14 protein-coding genes and 1 pseudogene are annotated in these 25,702 nt (G+C 63.3%); 7 read left to right on the top strand and 8 right to left on the bottom strand.

Annotation, left to right across the window (positions count from 1 at the left end):
* A partial coding sequence (locus tag P8R42_19735; protein MDG2306831.1) for a PKD domain-containing protein occupies window positions 1-974 on the bottom strand: 974 nt, incomplete at its 3' end.
* A gap of 603 nt (window positions 975-1,577) precedes the next feature.
* Here P8R42_19735 and P8R42_19730 point away from each other — a divergent pair.
* The 3 genes from P8R42_19730 to P8R42_19720 all read left to right on the top strand — a co-directional run bounded on the left by P8R42_19730 (window position 1,578) and on the right by P8R42_19720 (window position 8,185).
* Window positions 1,578-2,312 (top strand): hypothetical protein, encoded by a 735-nt coding sequence (locus P8R42_19730; GenBank protein MDG2306830.1) that lies wholly within the window; start codon window positions 1,578-1,580, stop codon window positions 2,310-2,312.
* A gap of 3 nt (window positions 2,313-2,315) precedes the next feature.
* A complete protein-coding gene (locus P8R42_19725; protein MDG2306829.1) occupies window positions 2,316-2,555 on the top strand; it encodes a hypothetical protein in 240 nt (79 codons plus the stop codon).
* 1,133 nt (window positions 2,556-3,688) lie between these two features.
* Window positions 3,689-8,185 (top strand): choice-of-anchor B family protein, encoded by a 4,497-nt coding sequence (locus P8R42_19720; GenBank protein MDG2306828.1) that lies wholly within the window; start codon window positions 3,689-3,691, stop codon window positions 8,183-8,185.
* 422 nt (window positions 8,186-8,607) lie between these two features.
* Here the strand turns inward: P8R42_19720 and P8R42_19715 are convergent, their stop codons facing one another.
* Together P8R42_19715 and P8R42_19710 are read right to left on the bottom strand one after the other, a co-directional pair.
* Window positions 8,608-9,450, bottom strand: a complete 843-nt coding sequence (locus tag P8R42_19715) for a prolipoprotein diacylglyceryl transferase (protein ID MDG2306827.1) — start codon at window positions 9,448-9,450, stop codon at window positions 8,608-8,610.
* Between the two features lie 279 nt (window positions 9,451-9,729).
* On the bottom strand, window positions 9,730-11,463 hold the full coding sequence (locus tag P8R42_19710) for an ATP-binding protein (protein ID MDG2306826.1): 1,734 nt from the start codon (window positions 11,461-11,463) through the stop codon (window positions 9,730-9,732).
* 814 nt (window positions 11,464-12,277) lie between these two features.
* On the opposite strand from P8R42_19710, the pseudogene P8R42_19705 reads away from it, so the two are divergent.
* A pseudogene (locus P8R42_19705) lies at window positions 12,278-12,388 on the top strand (transposase).
* 17 nt (window positions 12,389-12,405) lie between these two features.
* Here the strand turns inward: P8R42_19705 and P8R42_19700 are convergent.
* Window positions 12,406-13,203, bottom strand: coding sequence for a nucleotidyltransferase family protein (locus tag P8R42_19700; protein MDG2306825.1), 798 nt, complete (start codon window positions 13,201-13,203; stop codon window positions 12,406-12,408).
* A 356-nt stretch (window positions 13,204-13,559) separates the two neighbouring features.
* On the opposite strand from P8R42_19700, the gene P8R42_19695 reads away from it, so the two are divergent.
* Both P8R42_19695 and P8R42_19690 read left to right on the top strand, forming a co-directional pair.
* A complete protein-coding gene (locus P8R42_19695) occupies window positions 13,560-15,302 on the top strand; it encodes a sulfatase (protein ID MDG2306824.1) in 1,743 nt (580 codons plus the stop codon).
* A 624-nt stretch (window positions 15,303-15,926) separates the two neighbouring features.
* On the top strand, window positions 15,927-16,748 hold the full coding sequence (locus P8R42_19690; protein MDG2306823.1) for an FkbM family methyltransferase: 822 nt from the start codon (window positions 15,927-15,929) through the stop codon (window positions 16,746-16,748).
* Between the two features lie 156 nt (window positions 16,749-16,904).
* Here P8R42_19690 and P8R42_19685 read toward each other — a convergent pair whose 3' ends face one another.
* From P8R42_19685 to P8R42_19670, 4 genes are read right to left on the bottom strand one after another with little or no spacing between them, the layout of a single operon-like run.
* Window positions 16,905-18,722 (bottom strand): hypothetical protein, encoded by a 1,818-nt coding sequence (locus tag P8R42_19685; GenBank protein ID MDG2306822.1) that lies wholly within the window; start codon window positions 18,720-18,722, stop codon window positions 16,905-16,907.
* 9 nt (window positions 18,723-18,731) lie between these two features.
* On the bottom strand, window positions 18,732-20,462 hold the full coding sequence (locus tag P8R42_19680) for a hypothetical protein (GenBank protein MDG2306821.1): 1,731 nt from the start codon (window positions 20,460-20,462) through the stop codon (window positions 18,732-18,734).
* A complete protein-coding gene (locus P8R42_19675) occupies window positions 20,459-21,226 on the bottom strand; it encodes a glycosyltransferase family 2 protein (GenBank protein MDG2306820.1) in 768 nt (255 codons plus the stop codon). Before P8R42_19675 ends, P8R42_19680 begins: the two co-directional genes overlap by 4 nt.
* Before the next feature lie 18 nt (window positions 21,227-21,244).
* Window positions 21,245-22,933 carry a glycosyltransferase family 39 protein gene (locus tag P8R42_19670; protein MDG2306819.1) on the bottom strand — a complete coding sequence of 563 codons (1,689 nt, stop codon included), beginning with the start codon at window positions 22,931-22,933 and terminating at the stop codon, window positions 21,245-21,247.
* A 132-nt stretch (window positions 22,934-23,065) separates the two neighbouring features.
* Here P8R42_19670 and P8R42_19665 point away from each other — a divergent pair, with 132 nt between their 5' ends.
* The gene (locus tag P8R42_19665) at window positions 23,066-25,312 is read left to right on the top strand and encodes a hypothetical protein (GenBank protein MDG2306818.1); all 2,247 of its coding nucleotides are present in this window, start codon (window positions 23,066-23,068) and stop codon (window positions 25,310-25,312) included.
* The last annotated feature ends 390 nt before the right edge of the window (window positions 25,313-25,702 follow it).

Raw genomic sequence — 25,702 nt, 5'->3', positions numbered from 1 at the left:
CCCGAGATCGAAAGGTTCCGCACTTCGGTGCCACGCTGGCCCTGGTCGTCGGTGACCGTGACTCGGACCTCGTAGTCGCCCGGAGAGAGTTCAACGTGAGCGACCGGAGACATCGTCTGACCGGGAGCTTCCAGGGACCTTCCATCCGACCGGGAGCTGATTGCGTATTCATAAGAGGCAATCGTCCCATCGCGATCCTCCGAGCCTCGGGCGTCCAGGCGTATCCAGTTCGCCGCGTCACGATCGCGGGTGAGGTTCTCGAAGCGAAGGCTGGCCTGTGGTGGGCGGTTCCCGGCCGGACCGGAGCCCCCCGTGCGGCGCATCTTGGCACGAAGATCGAAACATCCGTCGCAACTGCGCCGCGACGAGCATTTCCATGGCTGAGTCGCGGTGAACTCCTGGCGCGGCAGGCCGGGGATCTCGACCGCGACCGTCGATCGCAGAACCGCTTCGCTCGCTCCCCCTACGCAGGCCGCGGGGGCCTGAAGGTGAGCGCGCCCGCTCTGCAGTTTGATCTTGAGCCGGCCGTTGCGCCACGTGACCTGCGCGCGCGTTCCAGAACGGTCTCGACCCGCAAACTCGAACTTCGACCGATCGGCACGCGCATTGCGGGCGGCTTCGAGCGGAATCGTCGAGACGTCGAATCCGTCGATCGAGAAGAGCGACGTGCCGTCCAGTTCGGTGAGTGCTCCGCCGATGAAGACCCGAGCGCCCGAAGAGAGGTCGATCGAATCTGGCCTCGGCGCCTCGAAGCGCGCCTCCCAGCGCAGGCCCCCGGTGCGATCCGTTTCGCCGACGCGATCGGCCCGACCGGAAAATTTGGCGAGGTCGTTCGTGCCCACCGAGGCCGAAGCCGGGAGTCCTGGAAGCGCTATGGCGATCGCTACGGCAAAGAGCACGGCCTGCCGCACGCGACGCCTGGCTCGCAGGCGGGTGGACAGATCAAAAAAAGTGAACGGGCGTGAAGTTATCAAGGGAGGGGTCCTCTTCAGGGGCTGGATTTACGTGGGGCCGGGGGAGCGCACGCACTGCGCCGAGGCTTCTTGGAAATAAGAAATAACCTAGCCGCAGAACCTCAGGCAACCGCAAAACTCTTGCGGACAGGCTGGCCGGCAGAGCACGCCTGGCAGGAGGGGCATCCCGCAGAGAGCACTTGGCGGACTCGGCGGCGAGCGCCCGTCCGAAATCCGGCGCTCGTGCGCTCCTCCTGTGCCAGCGGATGCGGGTCGCCCCCCCCCCCCCCCCGAGGACCGGCCATCGTCGGGAACAGGAGCTTCCGCCATCCATAACCTTACCCCGGGGGCACGCAGACAACGCTTGCGCGCGCTCCTCATCCAGACAAGGGCTCGTTGAACCGGGTTCGTCTGAACTGCTCCCCTGAAATCCCCGCATTCCATCCGAGAACCATCGCCTCGTCTCGTCTCGTCCCGCACGCGCGGGGCTTTGAAAAACGGACAAGCCTCGATTCTCCGAACGCCGTCTCCGACGCTCCCGGGGGCAGGTCTTGGGGTTGACGGTTAGAAGGCGACTGGGGCAGGTTGGCGGTAATTTCCGCTGCCATTTGAACGAGGAGAAACATGTTGATTTTCAGAGCCTGTCTTATCGGCGCATTGTTGGTCAGCGTTGGAGCTAGTTTTCCACCAGCCGCTGATGCTGAGGCAGAGATTCGAATGCAGTTCGAGCAAATTGCTGACGGCTTTGCCGAACTGGGGAAAATCAGTCAAGCATCTCTGCTCCGCAACGCGGTTGCCGCAGCTTCCGATAGCGAACTGGAACTAATCTATGGAACCGCTGATCTCGGCAGCTTGGTGGACGCTGTTCTGCAATTCAGATTTCAAACCGAGACAAACTCTGCATCGGACCCGCGTCAACATAGCTCCGCCAGGACAGCGTGGCCTGAAATCTCCGACTACGCTTCGGCGGAGTGTGGCACAACCGGCGACTCCGCTTTCGAACTGGAGGCTGCCTTAGGTGTATGGTTGGCCGCCAAGGGGGTCTGGAACGTTGCCAATCGGGGCTGTAACGAGGTGGTTGTCATCGTAGGAGAGGGAGGCAACGGATCACTGGCCTGCGTGGCTGCTGACATCGTGCTGGTTACCGCCGAAGGCATATTCCGCAAAGATCTAATGTGCTCGGGCAACGTTGAAGGGGCAAGAACCAAAACGGTCCTTGCCCGTCAGGACTATTTGAAGACCAATCAGGAGAGCATCATGGCAACGTTGTCCGCGATGGACACGAAAATTGACGTGATTCTCGCCGATGCAACGAAGACCGAACAAAACACCGAAACAATCCTCGCCACGCAGTTGTAGCAGATGATGCATCAAAAAGGTGGCAGCATTACCACTATGCTCTACACACAGCGCCTCGATGAAGCCTGCGAAGCAGCCCAAGCGGCGATCGACGCGGCCGATGTACTCTACAAAATAAACGGCCAGGCCCAAATTCTCCATGACCAGGGATTTGCCTTGAGAGCGACCGACCCAAAAAAGGCGTACGAACTTTGTAAGAAGTCCTACAACCACGCCGCGCACAAGTCTAAACACTTGAAGTAGTTTCGCTGATCGGCGTGTTGGTGGCCGAGGCGAGAAAGATGGATGTTCGTAGGAACCGCGCAAGCCAAGCCGATCGCGAGGCGAGGGCTAGGAGGGCGGACGGTCTATTCCGTTTAGGGGAGGGGAGCAACGCCGGTTTCCTTGTGGAAATACGCGAGTGCCGCAGCAACGATCATCGCCTTGCTTAGCCTGGTCGCATCCAGGGCGAAGTCCGCGGCTTCCTCCTACCAAGAGTCCCGCTGCTGGGCTACATTCGGCGTTCACTGTGCAGATGGGACGTTCACCCGTTAACCTGTCGACGGCAAACGAACTCGATTGAGTTCGGAGCAACATCCTGGGCTGACCTCCACGTCGACACCCGACGACGGGCTCGTCATCGTCGAGGCGCAATGGCTCGACGCGCGGTGTTCGGTGGTCGGCCCGCTGACTGTTTAGCGGCTGCAGCGCGACGTCGAGCCAGGCGGCCAAACCGAGGTGGTGGTCCCCGCACAGGCGCCCACCGAACCGGACTCCTACGCACTGGCCTTCCGCCTTCGTCAGCACGGGGGCGCGGAACTGGTCTCCACGAGGGGCAACGCCGAAGTCAAGACCCCAGTGCCCCTCGACTGAGCCCACATCTGACGCAACATGAAAACAAGCTTGGATCTTCGCATTCACCCGCCGCGTTCAACCGCCCGGCGCCTACGAGGTGAACAGGGCTTTCCTGTTTCCTCCCGCGTTTCGGTTGGTCGTTCGTCGGCTTGGGCTTTTTCTGGGGTGGCCTGGGCGAACAGGCCAGAGTTTTCGGGCGTCGAGCAACACCACGCTTTTGCCCAGACGTGACTGCTCCCGAGGCCGTGGCCAGCGGGCCGGCAATGAAGCGTGCGAGCGCGGGGGCGGGCGAATCCTTGTAGCCGGCCCCGGCCCTCCTCACGACGGCGAAGGACCAAACTGCCCTATTGGGCCCGCAGGCTTGCGGAAGGCGTGCATCATTGAAAACATCCCCGGTATGAGCGGACGGCTTCTGGTATCGTTCAGCCCCAGGAGGATCCATGCCAATTGAAACTCTCCCACTGTCTCCCTCTTCAACCCTGTCGAAAGTATGGGGCCGCCTGGGGCCTCATCGACTTCTCGCACGAGCGATCCTCAGCGCCGTGTTGGCGCTCCCCTCGGTCGGGGCGGCGCAGACCGCCCGTCATCCGGAGGACAACCTGCGGCTGCCCTGCGCCGCTCAGCCCAACTCGAAGACAATCGATCTGACCGGCCGTCGCAACTATCGAGGATGTCAATTCAAGGGCAACCTCGATCAACCCGAGGCCAGCGCGCGCGCTTTTCTCGCTCACTTCGCGACCCCCCTTGCAATTAATGCGAACCAGGCCGATCTCGTGCTCGCGGACGTTCGTCGGACCTCGGTCAGTGCTCACACTCGATTCGAACAACAGCATGAAGGCGTGCCCATCTACGGAGCATTCGTGCAGGTGAATCAGGGGAGCGACGGTTCGATAGTGAGCCTTCATACCAGTTATCGCGTCAAAAGGACGTCGGGCAGCGCCCAACCCGGCATCTCGCGCAGCCGAGCACTTCTGCTGGCCAAAGAGGCAGCCGGCGTGCAGGAAGTCCGGCTCGCCCACCGCTACCGCAAAGTCTGGTTCCCTCTAAACACGGGCGAGCTTCGCATTGCCCGCGAGTTCTGGGTGTACTCCGCCGATCCGCTGGGCGATTTCCTGACGGTGGTGGATGGGGAGACGGGCAAGATCCTCTTTCAGGAAAATCGCATCGCGTTCGACGTTGGCAGCGCCAAGCTCTTCAGTCCCAACCCCGTTCAGCACACCGGAAACACCTCGCTCAGTGACAATAACGATGCGAACTCGCCTACTCTGGAAGCGTCGCGGATCGATGTCGTGCTCAAGCGCCTCGATTCCGGCACCGGACAACTGCGGGGCACCTGGGTCGATGTCACGCTAGCTGGCGGGACGTGTGCGAGCTCCTTTGCCGAGGAGCCCGATCGCATCTACGACTACACGCGTGACAACCCTTTTTTCGAACAGGTGATGATTTACTACACCGTGGATCAAATCCAGGAATACTTTCACTCGTTGGGCTTCGACGATGACACCGGCGCGCAAAACGGTGTGCGCGACTTCCCCAGCAAAGCAAACGCGCAGTGGGATGACGCCGACAACTCCTTCTATTCCACCGGCGACGACGCGATCCACTTTGGATGCGGTGGCGTAGACGATGCGGAGGATGCCGACGTGATCGCGCACGAGTTCGGCCACGCAGTGCAGCATCAGCAGAACTCCTGCTGGGGCGGAGGCGAGATGGGGGCGATGGGCGAGGCCTTCGGAGACTACCTGGCCTACACCTTCTTCCTGGGCGCGGGCGACCCCACCTACCAAGGCTCGGATGCGGCATGTATCGCGGAATGGGATGCGACCAGCTACAGCTCGACAAACCCGCCTTGCTTGCGGCGCGTGGATACCGGAAATCACTATCCGGAAGATCTTCAGGGACAGGTCCACCATGATGGGCAGATCTGGTCGCACACCTTGCGGGAGATCCACCTCGCCATCGGGCGTGAGACCGCCGATCAGCTCATCCTCCAGCATCATTTCGGACTGCCCTGCAATGCCACGATGGCCGATGCAGTCGCGGGGCTGTTGCAGGCAGACGTCGACCTAAATGGGGGCGCGAACGAAGCGGCCATTCGCACGGCGGCGTGCGATCGCGGGATCTTGACCGGCGAGGCGTGCGCGGCGCCCAGCGGTTTGAATCTCACCGTTTCGGCCAATCCGTCGCCGGCCTCGACCGGAGCCACCGTGACCTACACCGCCACCGTTCAAAATAGCGGCACGGAGGCGCTCGAGGATCTTACCCTCACGGCCGCGGTTCCGCTGGGAAGCGAGTACGTGGCCGCGTCTGCAAGCAACTCCGGAAGCGGCTCGGGCGGCATCGTACAATGGCCAATCTTTGATCTGAATGTCGGGAGTTCTGCCCAGAGAACGTTTCAGGTGACGGTGACCGTCACCGGAGGAAGCGGCATCGCTTTCGAGGACGACATGGAAGCCGGGGGCTCCCTCTGGGCATTGACGAATGGAAGTGGCTCGGCCAACTGGGAACTCAGTGAAGACAATGCCTTCGGTGGCTCCAAATCCGCCGGCAAGGTTCCCACCTCGGTGGTCGCCGCTACCGCGTGCGCAGATGGACATGCCGGGGTCTTTGCCTGCCACAAGACCAACCTCGAGCAGTTCTTGCCGTTTTCGGCCATTGGCGGCGGCACTGACGAGGGAAACGACGGCTGGGGCTGGACGGACCCGACCACGAATCGGGAGTACTACATTGCGGGTCGTCAGAGTGGTGTTTCCTTTCTGGACGTGACCGATCCGCAAAGCCCGGTTCTTTTGGGAACCCTCGCCACCCATACCGCTTCAAGTGACTGGCGTGATGTCAAGGTCCTCGGAAACCATGCCTTCATCGTGAGCGAGGCCTCTGGGCATGGCATGCAAGTCTTCGACTTGACGCAATTACGGAACGTCCCATCTCCTCCGCACAGCTTCTCGGCGACCGCGCACTATGATGGTTTCGGAAATTGTCACAACCTCGGCGTCAATGAGGATACGGATTTCGTCTACGCGGTGGGTACCGGCTCCTGTGCAGGCGGACTCCACATCGTCGATGTCTCGACGCCGTCCGCGCCCACGTTTGCGGGCTGTTACAGCGACGATGGCTACACCCATGACGTGCAGTGCGTGGTGTACTCCGGACCCGATTCGACGTATTCCGGTCGCGAGATCTGCTTTGCCTACAACGAGGACACACTCACGATCGTCGACGTCACCAATAAGAGCGCGCCGGTACAAATTTCACGGACCTCTTATGCAGGTGTGAGCTATACCCACCAGGGGTGGCTCACGGAGGATCAAGTCCATATCCTCATGAACGACGAACTCGACGAACAAAATGCCGGGCACAAGACCCGGACGTATATCGTCGACGTGTCCGACCTCGATGCGCCGGACTTCGCGGCCAGCTACACGGGCGCTCTTCCCTCGATCGATCACAACAACTACACGAGGGGTGATTTCGTCTACCAGGCGAATTACACGTCGGGCCTGCGGATTCTGAAGCTGACGGACATTTCCTCCGGCACGCTCTGTGAGGTGGCTTCGTTCGACGTGTACCCCGACAGCGACAGCGCGATATTTGCCGGCGCCTGGAGCGCGTTCCCGTATTACCCAAGCGGCCTGGTCGCGATCAACTCGATTGAGGGAGTCGTGCTGGTTCGTCCGGACCTCTCGGATCCACAATGTGTCGGCCCGGGCGAGGGTTCGGGGGCGTCCTGGTTTGCTACGGACCCCTCCGGCTTGAGTGACCAGTACCTGACGACGCAGAACGCGTTCTCGATTCAAGCGGATGCGGAGCTGCGCTTCTGGAGCGACTACGATTTCGAGACAGGCTACGACGGGGGCGTGGTCGAGATCTCTACCGACGGGGGCTCCTCGTGGGGCGATCTGGGAACGTACTTCACCTCCGGCGGCTACAACGACACGATCTCGACCCAATTCGAGAACGCGATCTCGGGGCGCGAGGCCTTCAGTGGTTCAAGCGGTGGCTATAAGCAGAGTGTCGTCGACCTTTCGAGCTTTGCCGGCGAGTCGGTAAAAATCCGCTTTCGCTCCGCATCCGACAGTTCCGTCGGAGGGGTGGGCTGGTACGTCGACGAGATTCTCGTGGGCGAAGAGGTGGCCCTGACCCTCGTCGCCTCGGTCTCTCCCGCGGGAGGGAGCGCGACCGAGGTGACGGTGAACACCGAGGTGGTCGCTTCAGCATGCGGGAATGGCGTCGTGGACGGAGGTGAGATCTGCGACCCCGGGGTGACTGGCTCGACCTGTTGTACCGGTGAGTGCGTGTTGGCTTCGGCTGGAGCTTTCTGCCGCCTCGCCGTCGGCGCTTGCGACGTCGCTGAGACCTGCACGGGAACGGATGTCACCTGCCCTACCGATGCGTTTTCTCCTTCGGGGGGTACGTGTCGCTCTCAACAGGGCGCGTGTGACCTCCCCGAACTGTGCACGGGGCAAAGCGGCGCGTGCCCGACAGACACGTATGCTGAGTCGGGCATCTTATGTCGTGCGGCAAACGGAATTTGCGACGAACCGGAGTCGTGCACGGGCTCCGGCCCCGGGTGTCCGTCGGACGGCTTCCGCGATCAGGGAGAGGAATGTAGGTCCTCGACGGATCCCTGCGACGTCACCGAGGTGTGCTCCGGCGCCAGCTCCTCCTGCCCGAGCGACGCTGTGGCGGCGGCCGGCGTCACCTGTCGCGCAGTGGCGGACGTATGCGATGTCGTCGAAAGTTGCGATGGCTCGAGCGCTTTTTGTCCGCTGGATGAATTTTCGGCTGCGAACCTCGAATGTCGCGCCTCGACGCACGTGTGCGACGCGGCCGAGCTCTGCACCGGGTCCAGTGTGTCGTGCCCGCCCAACGAGTCCGCGCCCGACGGGACGATCTGCAATGATGGCGAGGTCTGTACCCAGAACGATCTATGCGAGGGCGGAGTTTGTAGCGGCGCTTCGTGTGCCACGGGCTCCTCCTGTGGCGTGTGCGGTGGGACGTGCAGCGATGCGGGCGGCGCCTGTTCGTGTAGCTTCTAGATCCGCCCCAGACGAAAAATTCGAGCGGCCGTTGGTTTAGAGCGTGGTCCTCGGCCGTTTTTGCTCCCGTTGCGCCCGACGCGCAAGGCAGGCCCCGGGTTGGCGTCGCCCGCGTGGGCGGGACACGCTGGCGGCGAGACCTCTAAAGAACTTTAGATGACCGCATGGCCCTAAGGCCTGCTCGCCCGGGCCGCTGGGCGGGTCGATTACGCGGCCATCGGCCATTGTGTCCGTCAGTGTCCGGTCTTTCGCACTTGCGGCGGCCTTGGCACTTCGGTGTCCTGCCGCCATCGTCGGCAGACCGCGGTAGCGGTTCTCAAACGCGATCGAATGCCCCCCGCCTCCCCCGTACCTGGGATCGAGATCGCTCTCCCGCTACTTCACCTCGACGCCAAATGGGCCGTTCGTGTCGGCTACCGTTCTCACGATGGAGGCGAGCTGATCTGGGGCGAGCTCCGGCGCCCGCCGGAGGCGCGCGACCGAGCGAGAAGGGCGCCGCACGACAGGAGACTCATCGCTAGCGTGACCCATTGCAGCTGCGGCCACGGGCCGAGATAAATCCTCATCGCATGTTCGTGTCGGAGCGGTTCGAGGGCCGCGCTCGAAGCAGAAAAGAGGAAGAGCATCCACAAGGCGACCTGGCCGTCGTACGACTTCCGGCTCTGCAGCCGGCTCGTGAAGGCGGCGATGGCCCATGCGACGCCCGAAAAATAGAGAGGAAGGGCGTGGACCGGCAGGGAGCGTGCCGCACCCCGCGGGAGAATTCCCTTCTCGATTTGCTCGCGGTACGGCAGGCTACCAACGGGCATTTCGAGGCCCCAGGGCAGTTCGCACACCAGACCGAAGCAGCAGCCATTCAGGAAACAGCCCAGGCGCGCAACCGCGATGCCGACCCCCACCGACGGCGCGAATGCATCCGCGAAGCGTGCAACCGGCAAACCGAGGGCCCGGAGACTCACCCAACCACCAACGACTGCACCGCAGATGGCACCGGGAGCGTGGAGGCCTCCACTCGTGAGCCGCAGTACGTGCAGTGGATCGTAAGCGAAAAGATGGAGTCGCGGCAGCGCGAAATGCAGGCGGCCGCCGACGAACACCGCGAGCGCGATCAGAACCACCGCCGCGAGCACCGATCGCAGCGGTAATTCTGCGTTCCGCACTGCGCTTCGAATGCCGAGCGAAGCCGCAAGCACGACAGCGAGCCCGACCATCAGGCTGTGAGCGTGGAGGCTGCCGATTCCCGCAATCGTGATCGTGGACTGCATCGGTAGGATCTTTCAACAGAAGTGCGGCCCTCGGCAAGCCCGGCTCCGGCACGCGGTCCGGACATGGCTCTCGGGGCGCACCGGTCGGGGCGAGACCGCAGGGCGATTTAAAGAGCAGCCGGATTCGGGCCACGCCGGCCCGATGAGCGTCCATCCGAGCCAACATCGTCCACGGCATAAGCGAGCGAGGGGCGAGTCGGCACGAGCGCGAGGGGCGTACATGACGTTTCTCTTGTTTTTGGCTGTCCAAAAGTCCGAATGCTGCGAATAGAAAACTTTTCAGCCGCGAGCGTCGAGAATCTCACGTATCAGCTTCAAAAAAACATCCAGCTGGAAAGGCTTCTTCAACAGCCTTAAGCCGTCGTTGAGAATACCCTGCTGCGTAAGTATGTCGTCGGAGTAGTCGGACACATAGAGCACCGCAATTTTGGGATGCAGTTTGGCAACCTTCGCGGCCAGCTCGCGCCCGTTTTGACCGGGCATGATCACATCGGCAACGAGGAGATCGATGTGCGGCTGTTGTGCAAGCGCTAAGGCGTCTTTCGCGTGGCTTGCATGCAGGACCTCATAACCCTTTGCTCGGAGCGACCGAATGAGCAACCTCCGAACCTGCTCATCATCCTCAACGACCAAGATTCTTTCATTACCTCGACTTGGCGATTTGACACGGGCTTGGTCAATTTTTGGGGCCACCCACGGCGTGAAGTGGAAAAAACATTCGAGGGTGCTCCCACGGCCCAGTTCACTCGTCATGTGGATATAGCCGCCCACTTGATTCACGACTGCCCAAGATGTCGAAAGACCTAAGCCGGTGCCTTCACCGGTTTTCTTCGTAGTGAAAAAGGGTTCAAAAATCCTGTCTAGCGTGTCCTCAGCGATACCGGAACCCGTGTCGGTAACCGACACGACGACATACTCACCGGGCTCCATATCGAGCTCGTCCAAGCTAGACGAACCTCCGTCAATCTGAATGCGCGACGTTTCAATCGAGAGTTCGCCGCCCTCTTTCATTGCGTCTGCCGCGTTCGTCGTTGCGTTGACCAGGATCTGGATTAGGGAGTCTGGATCGATCTTGGTGCTACAGGGCTCAGTGCAGAGCTTCGTGTGCAGACGGATGTTTTGGCCCGAAAGCTGTTCAAGCAGCCGACGGGCGTCTCGGATGCTGTCGTTGATATCAATTCGCTTAGGCGCCAACGCATTCTTGCGAGAGAACGTTAAGAGCTGCGCAGTGAGACCCTTGGCCCTAGTGACCGTATCCATCACTTCGGAGAGGTCCGCAGCCGCAGGGGAGTCGTGCTCTAATGTGTCCATCGCCAGCTCGGTAAAGCCCGATATGGCGACCATAAGATTGTTGAAGTCGTGGGCTATGCCCCCTGCGAGTCGACCCACGGCCTCCATCTTCTGTGAATGACGAAGCTGCTGTTCGAGCAGTTCGCGGGTCTCGATCGCGGCTTCGCGCTCCCGATTGGCCTGCGCAACACCGTCGAGCAGCACGCCGATTGAAACTGAAAGCAGGCCCGAAAGCGCCACAAGGCTTCCGCTGATGACGAACCAACTGCCAACACTCAATTCACCAGGCCAGTTCAGCGAGCCATTTGCCAAGAGGGTGCCAATGGCGACGAGAACGACCACCAAGAACCCGATGGAACCGAGTGCGGCCCGCCAGCCGAACAGAGCTCCCGAAAGCATTGGGCCCGCGAACAACCACAACGGGCCAGCTGCGAATGGTCCAAAGTGATAGGAGAAATATCCTCCGATTGTATAGGTCAGAACGATCAGCGATATGGACTTGAACCGATAGAACCGTTCGGGGCACAGCGCCAGGCCGGCCCCAGCGAGCAAGGCGGTTGTGTCGAAAACAACAATACTCCAAATTTCATGTGCAATCGCAACACCGATGCCGACGGCAGCAGCGATCGCGCCCAGCCCTAAGTATGACCAAGCAACTGCGGAGAGGATGCGCCGCCGCCAGATCGCGACCGCATCCACATGGGCTAGAGCCGAGTTAATCATCTCTCACAGACTATATAAGGTAGCTGGATATCTCACGCCAACCAGCCGGATTTGCATGGGCCCCGACCTGATGGAGGAAGCGACGTTGGGACGACGTCATTCCGTAGCCTAGAAAAAGCTCGGTGCCGGCGGTAGTCAACATGAACGGCCTATTTCCCCAGGCCGACGGGTAGCCGCCAGCGCGAAGCCTGGAGCGAGGTAGAGTTTTAGGAACAGGGCCGCGGCGGCGTAGCCGCAGTAGCAAAGCCCCGAGTGACCAGACCGGTTGCACCCATACACAGGGCGATCGTGTCGCGGGAACGATGGCGGTTCATTCGGGGGGTCGCGGTCGCGAGGCGATCTGGGATTCAGTGAAATAGAAGCAGGTGTAGGCGACGTCGGGCCCGCCGATTTTCGTGGGATTTCCGAGTCGCGTCGCAGGCCATGTTGCGCTTTAGGCAATCGGCCAGGGCGGCTGAGAGCCTCTCCGCTGCGGAATGAGCCCGTTAGTCCAAGTCCTCCATCAGGGCTTGGCCCCACTTATCGAGGGTCTCATTCGTGGCGACGATATGTTGACCCGAGCCGATGACGTCGCGGAAGGCTGGCTGGCTTGGGCAGGTTTCAAGACGAGCAATCAGCGTGCACATCGTCTCTGGCGCGAATCAGGTCTGCAGGTGCCGAAGAAGCGGCTGCGCGGGGTGGTGTCGGCGTGGAGGCCGAAGACACCGGTCGCGGCCGAGGCTAACCAGGTCTGGGCCTACTGGCCTGCTCTGAGTTTTTCGGACCAGTTGAGGCATGAAAATCTGCCTCACCGGCAACCAGTACGGAGAGCGAAATGCGAAAGAGCAGATTCACGGACGACCAGATGGCGAAGATCTTGCGAGAGGCCGATCAGGCCCCGGTCGCCGCTGTCGCGAACAAGCACGGCGTCGAAGAAGAGCTGCTCGTGCAGGCTGGCAAACGTCAAACCGCATCTCCCTGTACGGAGGCCAGCGCGCTCGCGACCTCATCGATTGCCAGCGGTCGGGGATGGGTCGACCGGCAGGAACGAACGAATTCCTCGGCGCGCTTGAAGCGAGTCGGCGTACCGATGTCGATGAACGAAGCCTTGGTAGGATAGGAGAAGACACCGCCAGCGCTGACCCAGCGTGGGAAGAGCTCGTTCTCCATCGAGACGTTCTGATGGGCCGGGATTCGTCCCAGCAGTGCCGTGTGCATCAAGTAGATTCCGGCGTTGATCCGTCCGGGTCCTTCGTCGTCGGTCTTCTCTGCAAAGCGAACGATGCGATCCGCGGCGTCGCTCCCGATTCGACCAAACGATCCCGCATCCTCGACTTCCGCCGTGACGACACTGACGTGAGCGGGGTGGACGTGATGCCAGTCCCACAGGTCCAGCAGATCGGCGTCGCAGTACGAATCGCCGTTCATCACCAGGATCGACGAGGAGCAGATATGCTCGTGTGCGAGCCGGAGTGCGCCACCCGTGCCGGCGGGAGTGGGTTCCTGCGAGTAGACGAGATCGATGCGCTCGTAGGAGTCGCCGTAGATGGCGCGGATCTGATTCCCCAGGTAGCCGGTGCACAGGATCGCTCGCCGCATCCCGGCCGCGCCGATCTGATCGAGCAGGTAGGAGAGGAAGGGCCGGCCGCCGACCGGAGCCAGAACTTTCGGCTGATTCGGGAGAACGCTCCGAAGGCGGGTCCCGAGCCCACCGGCGAGCACGACGGCCGTGGCCGACGCGAGATCGTAGGAAGCGGTCATCTCGGTGGCCCTCCTGTGAATCGGACGTTTGTGTGGCGACACATGGCCCGAAGGAGGACTGCAAAGTCCCGGCCACGCTTCGGCGGCCGCCACTCGGCAAAAAGACCACAGAATGTGGGACTTCCTGCCGAGCGCCCCGGAGCCCCCCGGTCACGCCCCCTGCCGCCCTAAGCGAAAAGCTTCACTCTCGGCCAAATCCTTGACCGGGCCACCTCCCTGTTGGCTAAGCTCCAGAGGTCTTGTTCCCCCGGTCCCTCCAGACGGCTCTTCTCCTCTTCTTGGTGCTGGGATGGGTCCCTACGACGGCCTCCGCCCGGTGCCGGACCGAGGCCCAGCTGGACCGGCTGGGGACCGCCTTGCGCTCGGGCCTGGATTGCCGTGTCGCCGCCCTCGCGGGGGTCGATCCCACGGGCTGCCGTCGGACGCCGCCGCCGTCCTGTGGCGCGGAAGCGCTGGATGCGGTGGTCGAGGCAGCGCTCGGTTCCGCGGACGCGGAGGACTCGGGTGGAGAGGTTGGTGGAGACGTCGGCCCCGAGGCGCGCCGGTGTCAGGTCGCAATCGCCCGCGTCGCCGGTCACCTCACGGAGTATCGCCTCCGCGAGCGTCGGGCCGCGCGGAGACAGACACGGGGTGCACGGATCGCGCGCGTGATCCGTAGACGCTGCCACGGCGTCGAGATCGAGTCCGTAGGTGGGGTTCCTCTTCCGCGGGTCGGGGGTGCCTGTGCGCCGCTTGCGAATCGGGTCGGACAGCGGATCGACGGCGTTGCTTTGGAGCGTTGTCTGCGCGGCGCGTTCGAAGGAATCGTCGACGCCGTTGCGCCGCGCGCGATGCAACCCAACATCGTTCTAGTCCTCACCGATGATCAACGATGGGACACGATGGGCTACATGCCGTCGACGTTTACGCAGCTTGCGGGGCGCGGGCTCGTTTTCCGGAACGCGTTTGCGACGACGCCGTCTTGTTCGCCGAGTCGGGCCAGCATGTACAGCGGTCGCCTCGCGCGAAATCACGGCGTGGTGGGCAACGGGTTCGAGCCCGAGTTCGACCCGTCGAACACGATCGCGACGGTGCTCTCCGACGCGGGCTACGTGAACGGCTTCTTCGGGAAGTACTTGAATCGCGCGGGAGACCTCGACCTGGAGCCGCCGCCGGGGTGGGACGAGTGGAACGTCTTCCTGCGACCGTCCGGGGGCAGCTACTTTGGTTCGCAGCTGAACACGAACGGCGTCATTCAAGTGCTCGCGCCCGGCGAGTATTCGACCGACGTGATGTCTGCGCGCACGGTCCAGTTCCTCCGCGAGAACGCGTCGCGGCCGTTCTTCGCGGTCTACGCGCCGTACGCTCCGCATGATCCGTCCGAGCCTGCACCTCGGCACGTGGGGCTCTTTGCCGGACTCCCCCTGCATCGCCCACCGAACTGGCACGAGGCAGACGTCTCGCTGAAGCCGACCTGGGTGCAGTTCTTTGCGCGGATCGTGAATGAAAAACGCGCTGCGCGGCGCGACCAGCAGAGAACGCAAGAACTCGAGACCCTGCTTGCGGTGGACGAGGGTATCGCCGCGATCAGCAGGCAGTTGGAGCGCTCGGGCCTCACCGAGAGCACGGTAGTCGTGTTCGTGTCCGACCACGGCATCCATTGGGGAGAGCACTGGACCGGCACGAAGTTCACGGCCTACGAGGAGTCGATCCGCATCCCGTTCGTGATGCGCTACCCCGCGCGCATTCCCCTGCCGCGGTCGGTGGATGCCCTCGTGGCAAACATCGACCTGGCGCCGACGTTGGCGGACCTTGCGGGGGCCTCGCCGCTGCCCGGGGTCGACGGAGCGAGTCTCACGCCCTTCTTGGATGGATCGAATCCCGAGGCCTGGCGTGACGAGGTCCCGATCGAGAGTGGCGGCGGACTGATCACGCGGCCGAGTCGTGCGCTTCGGACCGACCGGTGGAAGTACATCGAGGTCGTGTCGAAGGGCGGCGTTCGGCAGGAACTCTACGACCTCGATGCCGACCCGTATGAATTGCAGAATCTCGCGTTCGATCCCGCGCACGAAGACACGCGCAGCGATCTCGCCGCCCGTCTCGGTTCCGTGCTGCCCTGAGCCGCCGCCCGGGGGGGCACCATCCTGCAAGTCTCAGGCGGCGATCTTTCTGAGAGCGCGATGGGTAGGGACGTTCTTTAATCTCGGTGTTTTCTTTAATCGTCAACCTTGTCGAGCCCCGTCGGCCGAGTGTCCGGCAGGTCCAAGACCTCCACATCGCGCGAGAGTTCTCTGGCCCACCGGCGGCTGAGGCTGCCACGAATACGACGTACCCGAGTCGGTGATCGCAGCGCTGCAAAGGACGACCGAACAGATGATGAGATAGCCGACCGCGTACGTCGGCAGAATCCGCATGACCCGGCCGACGAAGAACCCCCGACGACCTTCTCCGCACTTTCTCCCTTTCCCATCGGATTCTCCTTCCGTTTGGGTCGGGAGTGTCTCTTATTTCATCGACCTATTTGGTCCAATCGTCTCTGAACCCGAACAGTGGTCGGCTGATGCGCCCACGGAGCTCGACCGATTCCTTGGGCGAGGGCCAGGGCGCGCACCGGGGCTAAGAGGAACAGGGGTGAGGTCGTACGCCCGCCCGGCAATGAACCCGCGGCCGGCGGCACCGCGAAGTAGGACCTTCCCCGTCGGGGGTCTCAGCTGCTATCGAATCCAATCGTGCCTGTTCCAGCGTTGACTGACCGGTTGGCCCTTCTGACCCTTGCGGTCTTCGTCGTCGCGGCATGTAGCCCAACGGCCGAGGAGGTCGCCAGCACCCCGGCCGCGAGTACTGCGCCAAAGGCCACCGTGGCCCCGGCCCAAGAGCGCTTCAACCTGCACGACGCCATAGCGAAGCACCGCAAGTTGGTGCGGCAGGCGCCCGGTCGCACCGGAATCCTGAAGGAGGAATCCAAGTACTCGCTCTTTGACGAGGAGCTGATCATCCGGGACTTCTTCCAGGACCGTCGCGATGGATTCTTCGTCGACGTCGGCTGTGCCTGGCCAATCCGAGCCAACAATACCTACTATCTGGAAAAGCACCTCGGATGGACCGGCGTCGGGGTCGACGCGCTGCCCGACTACGCTCCCATGTGGGAAGACGAGAGACCGATCTCCAAGTTCTTCAATTTTCTGGTGACCGATCGCTCTGGTACCAAGGAGTCCTTCTTCAGGTCGGAAAGCCTGGGCCTCTCCTCGACCAGTGCCCATCGCGCCGACGGGAAGCACTTCGGCGGTGAGCTCGCGGTGGAGGAGGTGAAGATTTCGTCGATCACCTTGAACGACCTCCTCGACAGGGTCGGCGCGACGAAGGTGGACCTCCTCTCCATGGATATCGAGGGCCACGAGTTGACGGCCCTCCGCGGCTTCGACATCGACCGCTTCCAACCCGATCTGGTCGTGACCGAGGGGCGACGCCCCGGCGTCGAGGCCTACTTCAAAGATCACGGCTACGAGCGCATAGAGCGCTACCTCCCGTTCGACCTGGCCAACGTGTACTACCGACGGGTGGAGTAGGTCAGCGAGCCGGCGCGTTCGGGCGCGAGCTTCCCGAGGGCACCGAGGAGCTCTCCGAAGTGGGTGTCGAGCGCGTCCCCGATCTCTCGCGGGGTCGCTTCGGAATGCCACAATCGTGCATGTCGCTGCAGACGAAGAGCGGCTCGAAAGGCGGACTCACGGCAATGAGGACGACGAGTTGCCGAGCGATCGTCGTTGCGCGGTCGGGGCCGGTGTCCGTGCGAATCCTGGTTCCGCACTCGAGTCGGGTTCAACGACGAGGAAGAGCGCATTCTCCGCTTCGTCTCGATGCACGAGCTCGAGCCGTGGATCGCCGTCTCCGATGAGAATCTTCTCCCACCGATCTCGCTCCGGAGGGGATAGCGCTGGTAGTCGGACCAGGATCATCGTGAGTCCGGTCTCCACCTGCAGAGCCTCGAGTGCGGTAGGGTCGGGAAGCCGACGAGCGAGGGCGACGCGTCGCAGGAAACCCCGGGGCCAGTAACCACTGTAGCCGTTCAGGATCGGCCGCTCATGAAAGATCGAACGGTACATCGCCCGAGCTTGGGAAGGCGACGACGGCAGGTTTCGATTTGCCGCGGGAATGGGGAGCTCGAGAAGCGGTCCGTCGATCTTCCGGATTGCGGCGATGAGCGGGGAAGAGCCGTCCGGCATTGCACGCAGCGGGTACTCGTCCGGTAGCGGTCGCAGGTTGGGCACGGGGGGCGCTCCCCATCCTCGGGCATACTCCCCGTACATGGCCCCGGTGACACAGAGCGCGAGCAGGGGGACCGCGACGCGCCGTACGTCGGTTCTTCTCGAAATCCGATGCGCCACCTCGGCGAAGCCGAGCCCGGCCAGCAGGGACGCGCCCATCAGCGCGCCGATGCCGAGACGATAGGGAAGCCGGATGATCTCGTAGAGCGGTGTCGTGAGCGCGACCAGGCGCTGCGGCAACCAGACCGAAGCCTCTCCCCAGCGCGCGCCCGGCTCGAGAGATAAGACGAGCCCGGCTACGAGCCAGTACGTCGCGTGGGTCCAGGCCTGTCGAGTGTGTGGACGCTGATCCGTACGACCTCCGAGCAGAAAGCTTGCGCCGCCGAGCGCGATGAGTGCCAGTGCCGCCATGGGGACGGCCGTCGGCCGGGTGCGCTCGAACACCGCCCAGGGGAGTTGGCTCACTTGCCTCAGTCCGTGCCAGATCGATTGCCGAGACATCTCAGGGTTGGCCGAGGACACCAGCAGGTAGCTCGCGTAGGCCGCGGCCAAGAGAAATCCGGCCAGACCCACCGCAGCGAGAAGTCGTCCGCCAGGCCAGGCCGGCCGGCGAGCGACCAGCCGGCCGATGCCGAGCAACCCGAGAGGAGCGAGCGCGGCGGCGGCGACGTAGACACTGGTCAACCCCTGTAGAACGATCAGGAAGGAAAGCCGCAGAACATCGGCGAGACCACGCAGAGGTCCCGAGGCGAACAGGATGATCAGCGGGAAGTACTGCAGCACGGCGTAGTTCGGCGCGCAGGGCACCCAGGTCCACAGCACCCAACGGGTCATGAGAAACGTCCAGGCTGCGATGAAGGCACCGCCGAACGAGCCGGTCCACGATAGAACGACGTAGTGCAGTGCCCAGGCGGTGAGGATCACGGAGGCGAGAAACGTGATGTTGATGGAGAGCGTCGGGTTTCCCGTCGCCTCGAAGGGCGGCAGGAAGTAGGGCAGCGCACCGAAGGCTGCTTCTCCGTAGAGCAGCCCGTGGGGCGCGGGGTGGTAGATGCCCGCCTCGAAGAACTCATCGGGTGCACTCGTGAGCGCACGACTCTCGTGGGCCAGGGCCCACGTGACCAGGGCACTGTCGAAGCGACAGGCCCTGCCGGTCGCCGGAAGTTCGCGGGGGGCCTCTAGGACGAGTGGCCACGTGAGCCACGCAACCAGGACCGCGTACAGGACCAGCGCTGCCACCATCGCGCCGGGCCGTACCTTCTTCGGAGTTTCGATCATCCGCTGCGCTCAGGGGGCCGGCGAGGTGGGCCTCAGGACCCGGTACCTGCCGGCCGAGAATACGGTCCCGTAGTTCGACTCCAGAAACCCGGCGATCCGCGGGCCCTCGAGCGCTCCCTTCGTCGCGCCGAACTCGGCATAGCGGCGGCCGCTGGTTACGACGAAGCGGGTTCGATCGGATCCGAGTTCGGCAAGGAAGCGCTCCACGTCCGCTCGATTGGCCAGCCAGCCGGGGCCGATGCCCGTGTCTCGCGTCGGATGCTTCGTCTCCGCCAAGAAGTTGATCATCTGCTCTTCGGGAAGGACCGCAACGTAGTCCCCCGGGTCTGTCTCCTGTCGGAGGTAGTCGATGACGGCCTTCATGGGCCTCCCCTCGCTCGGCGTCGTGCGGATCGTGCCACGCGGATAGGTGAGCGAGAAGCTCCGGGCCTGAAACTCTTGTCCATGTCGAAGAGCGGCCGGGGCCACCGCGACGAGAAGGACCAATACCACGGGCCACGCAGAGGGCGTGGGTAGTACGCGACGCGCCACCGAGCGAACCAGAACGAGAACGAGGAGAGGGGCGAATACCGCGTAGTACGGAGCCCACGCCACGCGAAACCCCCATCGCAGGGTGTCGAGGAATGCGAAGATCGCGATCACCGTGAGCACGCGATTCCCCAGTGGCTGATCTTCCCCCCGCCACCGGACGAGACCCCACAGAGCGAGTCCTCCCCAGGCGACTCCAGTCCAGACGAACTGGTGCTGTCGCAGAACGCTTCGGACCATGTCAGGGTTCATCAGAGCGCTCGGAGCGAACAGGGGCAAGAGGAGCCCGAGCCCGATCAGTCCGATCCCCAGGAGCCTCTGTGCGCCTTGTCGGTGGAGCAACACCCACCCCCACCCGATGGCCGTGGCGAGCAGGGGCAGCTCTATGAGGTAGTGAAGCGCCGCACGCGACAGGGAGGGAAGAAGAGGGGGAAAGAGCCGATCCTGATATGCGTCGAGGGTGCCCGTAAGGGATCGAACACGGTACACGTTGTCGAACACGACCTCGTGCCATGGCACGGACGCGACGACGGCCACGGCGACGATACAGGTGAGTACTCCGCCGGGGAGGAGGGCGTGGGCGAGGCTTCTTCCGCGGCTTTCCGCAGATCGCAGCAAGAGGACGTAGAGCAGGAGTGTCAAGAGGACGGCACCGCCATGCTCGACTTTGCTAAGGCCGGCCAGCGCGGTGCACAGACTTGCCAGCACCAGGTTTCTCGCCCGGGGGTAGGAGAGATCGAGAACCAGCAAGGCGAGGGCCGCCGTTGCGAACAAGACTGCGAAGGTCGAGGCGAACACGTTCGGGACGATCCAGTTGAACAGCCCGGGTTGAAAGGCCAGCAGGATCCAGAAGGCGACGACGGCCGTTGCGGCCTCGACGTTCGAAACGATTCGTCGCGAAATGAACCAGAGGAGTGACGACTCGGCGAGGACGAACGTCAGGCCGAGCAGATAGATCGCGTTCATGTGAATGCCCACCAGGCGCAGGAGCGTGCCGACCGCGTAGGGCGCTACAGGTCCGTAGTGAACGAGAATGTCGCGGTAGAGAACGGCACCATCGGCGATGCTAGCGGCGCGATAAATCGCGCCACCCGTGTCGATCCGGACGTGCCCCCACCGGGCCCAACTGACGGCCGTCAACGCCGTGAAGGTGACTGCGAGTGCCAGGAAGATGAACGTCGCAGTGCGATCCACCTGCGGGTTTCGGCTCATGGGGCCGGTTGTCGTGCTTCCTCGGGGAAGAGGGGGGTACGAATCAAGCCGGAGCGAGCGAGGCGGTAGGTCAAGCCGGTACGGAGGCAGCCGAAGCCGTACTTCACGCTGCGCCAGAAGTTGATCGACGAAGCATCGTCGTCGTAGCGCGTCGGACAACTTACCTCGGCGACCGTCTCGCCCATCCAGAGAATCTGCGCGAGCATCTGGTTGTCGAAGACGAAATCGTCCGACAGCGCTTCGAGCGACAGGCGCTCGAGCAGGTTCTTCGAGAAGCCGCGGTAACCGGTGTGGAACTCCGAGAGCTTGGAGCCCAGGAGGAGGTTCTCCGTCAACGTGAGAAACCGATTCGCGACGAAGCGCCACCAGGGCATGCCGCCGGCGACGGCTGAGCCGCCCAGAATTCTCGATCCGAGCGCGCAGGAATAGAGATCATTCCCGATCAGGGCCGCCATCGCCGGAATGAGCTTCGGAGTGTACTGGTAGTCGGGGTGGACCATGATTACGATGTCCGCTCCCTCCTCCAGGGCGAGGCGGTAGCAGCTCTTCTGGTTGGCCCCGTAACCCCGATTCCGCTCGTGACGGTAGACGGCGGTGTTCGGGAGCGACCGCGCGACCTCGAGAGTCTCGTCGCTGCTCGCATCATCGACGACAATCACGCGGTCGACGACTTCCTGCGCCATGACCTCGTCATAGGTCTTCTGCAACGTGCCTGCCGCGTTGTACGCCGGCATCACCACGATCACCTTTCGATCCTTGAACATCTCTCAGCTCCGCTCGTATTATCGCAGGTGTGGAGGTCGCCCGAGCCGAGAGCGAGGTCTTCGCTGCGGAGGTGGGCCACCGGTCAGATCGAGGAGCGTGTCGAACCGCGACACCAGGAGCGCGGAATCGATGCGGGCGGTTCCCGCGCGTAGCCGCTCCTCTTCCTCTACTTTGCGCTGCCGCGCTGCCCAACGCAGGCCGGAGCGGAACGCCGCTCGATCTTGCTGCGGGATCTGGCCGATCGCGGCGTGGACCGTCTCGATCTCTCCGCCTTCTTCGAATCGGAAGGCCACGCCCCAGCCAATGCCGCGAAAGACGGCCATTCGTTTGCGGCGTTGGTCAATGGTCTTCGCGACGCTCACGGCTTCTGCCAGAGTCGTCTCATACTTCCGGTGGAGAAGCAGTCCTCTCACCATGTGCCCGAAGTGTCCGCGAAACGCTCCCTGGGAGAGCGGCCTCGTCGCCGCCGCGATCGTGCCGACGGTCGACAAGATCAGAAAGCACGAAAGACCGATGATCGTCAGCCCGCGTGCCAATCCAGGCGAACGAAGCCCGAGCGCCGCCGAGCGAGCGGCCGGCAGCAGGAGCAGGATCGCGGGAGGAAGGAAGAGGCGGTACTCGTGTGCACCCTTGTAGGGATCGATGGTGAAGCTCGAACTCAGAAAGAACAGTAGCCAGAGAAGGCCGTAAATCAGGAAGACGAGTTCACGCCGCTCGTATGCCACGGTGTCCTGGCCTGGCACATCGGCCGGGAATCGCAGCCGGCGACCTCGGATGAGAACACGCCAGACGGATGCGAGTAGAGCCACGGCCAGGGGAACGGCGAACCCTACGAGTGCAAACGCCATCAGGCCATCGGGTCGGGTCTCGGGGAAGGGGAACAGAAGTCCCACCGGCCAGTCCTGAAACAGCAGAAGAGTCGTCTTCTCCGTCAAGGTCTGTGGCAGCCACGGGTCGGGCGCCCGGCTCATCCCAAGAACTTCCGCGATGCGGCCCAGCCCGACGAATCCACGCTCGACGTTATACGCGAACCACGGGATCAGACCGACGAACCCGCCCACCAAAGCCGATCGAAGCTCCGGCCACTTGGGGACTTTCTCGAGTGCGAGCCACGCGAGACCACAAGCCGCGAGACTCAGCCCGGAGGTGTAGCAGAACCACAAGCCCAGGCCCGAGACGAGTCCAAACGCGAACCAGGTGCGATTCGAGCGACCCTCCTGGACGAGAAGGCGGAAGAAGATCAGGACCTGGAGCAGGCTGAACACCACGGACTCGCCGTGGCTCCCCATCACCGATAGCCCCGAGACGGCAACGAGTGGGGGGCCGAGCAGGTACGCCACCGTCACACAGATTGCCGTCGGTCGACCGAAGCCTCGGCGCCCGACCAGGTAGAGTAGGGTCAGGGTGAGGGCGCCGAACGAGATGGCAGCCATCTTCAGGACCAAGGGACTCTCGCCGATTACCTGGAAGAGCCCCGTGATGAGGAGGATCATGACAAGGGAGCCGCCTTGGTAATGATCCGCCTGATAGTCCAAGAGCGGGTGTGCGGGGCCCGAGAGCAACTCCAGGGCGGCCGCCCAACGATATTCATCCTCCCAGTACGTGGCGGCGGAGAGGTTTCCGTACGCCCACGCGAGGCGGGACAGGACGAAGAGAAGTAGAACCGCCGTCAGCACCCAGGCGTCGTGGCGGTCGAGATGGAGCACGCTGTCCCGAGTCTTACCGGTTTGTAGCGGGCCGTCGTGCATAAGAATCGGTCGGTGGGGGGGCGGCGAAACGGGCCAACGTTGCATCTTGCGCCGTCCTAGAGCCTGTGGCAAGAGGGACGATTCAGGTCTGTGTGCCTCGACGCCCTCATCCGCTTGCGCGGCGCCGATCCCGACGCCCCGGGCTTCTCTCGTAGCCTTCTCGTGGCCGCGGCCAGCTATGCCGTGGTCTTCGGCGTTCTGGCGGCGCCGTTCCTCAGTGGCTTCGGCGAACGGATTCCGGTCGGGCCGAATCTGAACGATGAGCAATTGATCGTCTGGATTCTGAGCTGGGTTTCACACGCGCTCGGCACGGACCCGCGCCTAGTCTTCGACGCCAATATCAACTTTCCGGCGCCGGGGCAGCTCACCGGTTCCGATCACTTCTTCACGAGCCAACTCCTCTTCGGCCCGCTCTTCGGCCTCACCCGCAATCCGATCCTCTCGGCCAACCTCACCGCTCTCGCCACCTACCCTCTCGCCGCGCTCGCGATGCAGCGCCTGCTGCTCCGCGTGGGCTGCGCCCCCTCCACGGCGTGGACGATGGGGCTGGTGTTTGCACTCGGGCCGCGACGCGTGCCCTTCAACCTGCACATCCTCCAGTACTCCAACTTGTTCCTTCCGCTCGTTGCCCTCTGTCTCGTGCGGTTGCGAGACGCGCCGACCGGGAAGCATGCCGCGAGCCTGATGCTCGTCTTTGGCCTTGGGATCCTGTCGTCCTTCTATATGGCCGTGCTCCTCGCATTCACGGCGCTGGTCTGGGGCATCGCCTCGTGGTTGCAACCCGGGCGCAACCGGGCTCGCTTTCTCGCCCTCGGCTTGCTCGCGGGTGTCGGCGCGAGTTGCGTGGCGGCCGTCCTGATCACCCCTTATTTCGGCCGCCTCGGTGGCAGTCCGCGCGTTCTACAGACCTATGAAGTCACCCTGGGGGTTCTTCTCGACGCGGTTCGGGGACTGCTTCCCGGAGCATCGAAAGATCCGCTCGGAGTTCTCGCGATCGTGAGTCTCCTCGTCACGATCCTGGGAGCCTGGCGCGGTGTCCGGGCGGCGCGCCGGTGCGTTTTCCCGGCTCTCGTCCTCGCCCTGGGTGGCATCTTCTTCATGCCTGGGCTTCCGGAACCCCTGGGCGCTTGGATCGGCGACACGCCGCTGCGTTTCTTTGCGTACTCGGTTCGCTTCCAGATCTTGTTCGGGTTCGCAACGGCACTCTTCTTGGCGGCGGCGCTCGAGACGGTCGGCGAATGGGCCGGACGCAGGTCAGGGCAGTGGGTCGCCGTGGGTCTCCTCGGTTTCGTCCTCTACGCCCAAGGGGCCTCCTTCGCCGACGACACGATGTATCGCGTAGCGGCTCTGACGGAGAATGCGTTCGTCTACGAGGAGGTCCGCAAGCTCGCACGGGAGCATGGAGAGGGCCCGCTCCTGGAGCTGCCCCTCACCGGGCAGAGGCAGGGCGACGACAGGAAGGCATCCCTCGAACCCGACGGTATGCTCGGGAGCACGATTCACTGGCTTCCGCTGATCTCCGCCTACACCGGCTACCATCCGGTGCACCGCCCCCTGGTCTTCTCGACCATCGGAGCGCTGCCGCTGCGCGGCGTGGTTCGGGACTTGATTGACATGACCGGGTTGCGCTGGGTTCTGGTTCGGCCTCGTTCCTACTGGCTCGAGGAAGGCGACCGGTACGACAAGGTTGTCCCGGGACTGCTCCGGGCGCCGGAGGTCGAGCGCGTCTGGAAGCTCGAGGGCTGGATCATCATGCAGCTCGCCCATACACCCGAGCCCTCCCGATGGACCCGGGCCCTCGTCGCCGGCGAAGTCGACGGCTCCACGATGCTCGGAACTCCGCGGCGTCCCCTGGCCGACGACGAGGCCGTCGGGCGGATTCAGCTGCCGCGCCGTCGCACGAAATTCTCCAAACCGGGCGACGGTTATCCGTTGGTCGTCTGGGTGACCAACCTCGGCAACGCGACGTGGCCGGTCGTGGTCACTCCGCAGAAGGCGGTTCTCCTCCAGGGCATGGTCGCGATCGATCCGTTCCGCAAGCACACCGTGGTGCTCGTTGCCCGGTGGGTTCGACTCGACGCGGGCCGGGCCCCGCTGGCTGCGACGGAGACGCTCGTTCCGCTTCGTCGTGATGTTCGTCCCGGCGACACTCTCGCGCAGAAACTGTTGCTCCTGGTTCCGGAAGAGCCGGGCGCCTACCGATTCGAGCTCAGCCTGAGGCAACTCGAAGGTGCGAAGTTCGACAGTCCCGGCAACCAGGTCGTTCGCGAATGGGTCGTCGTGGGAAGTGGTGAGGCGGACTCCGTCGCAGCTCGGGGGCAACGAGGAGACGGGTGATCCGAGACGCCCATCGCTCGCATTGCCCGTCGTCGCGTTAGCACCCAGACGTCGAACGGGTTCTGCGCACAGAGAATCCGGAGCCTCGGGAGAATGGGCAGACCGGTGCGAAAGAAGTTAGGGATCCACACGTTGCGGCGGGCGCGTTGGCTGGACAACGCTCGCTTCGCCCTGACATCGCTCTCCAGCGATGTCGGTCTCCCTTGCGCAACACACTGCCAGGCTCTTGTGGCTCATCGTGCCTCTCGCGCTCCTGAGCGGGATGCGAGGTTCGGACTCTCCGGAGCGGGTCGTCCCAGCAAGACAACGGGTCGTGGCGCGGGTCACCGGACCCGGTCGTGCTGGCTACTTCGTTGATCCGCGAGGGAATTGCAGCGGCTTCGCCGGCGC

The organism is Candidatus Binatia bacterium (assembly GCA_029243485.1).
Taxonomy (GTDB): domain Bacteria; phylum Desulfobacterota; class Binatia; order UBA12015; family UBA12015; genus VGTG01.
Note: the sequence above shows the minus strand (reverse complement) of the source record. Positions and strands in the feature narration are given on the sequence as shown.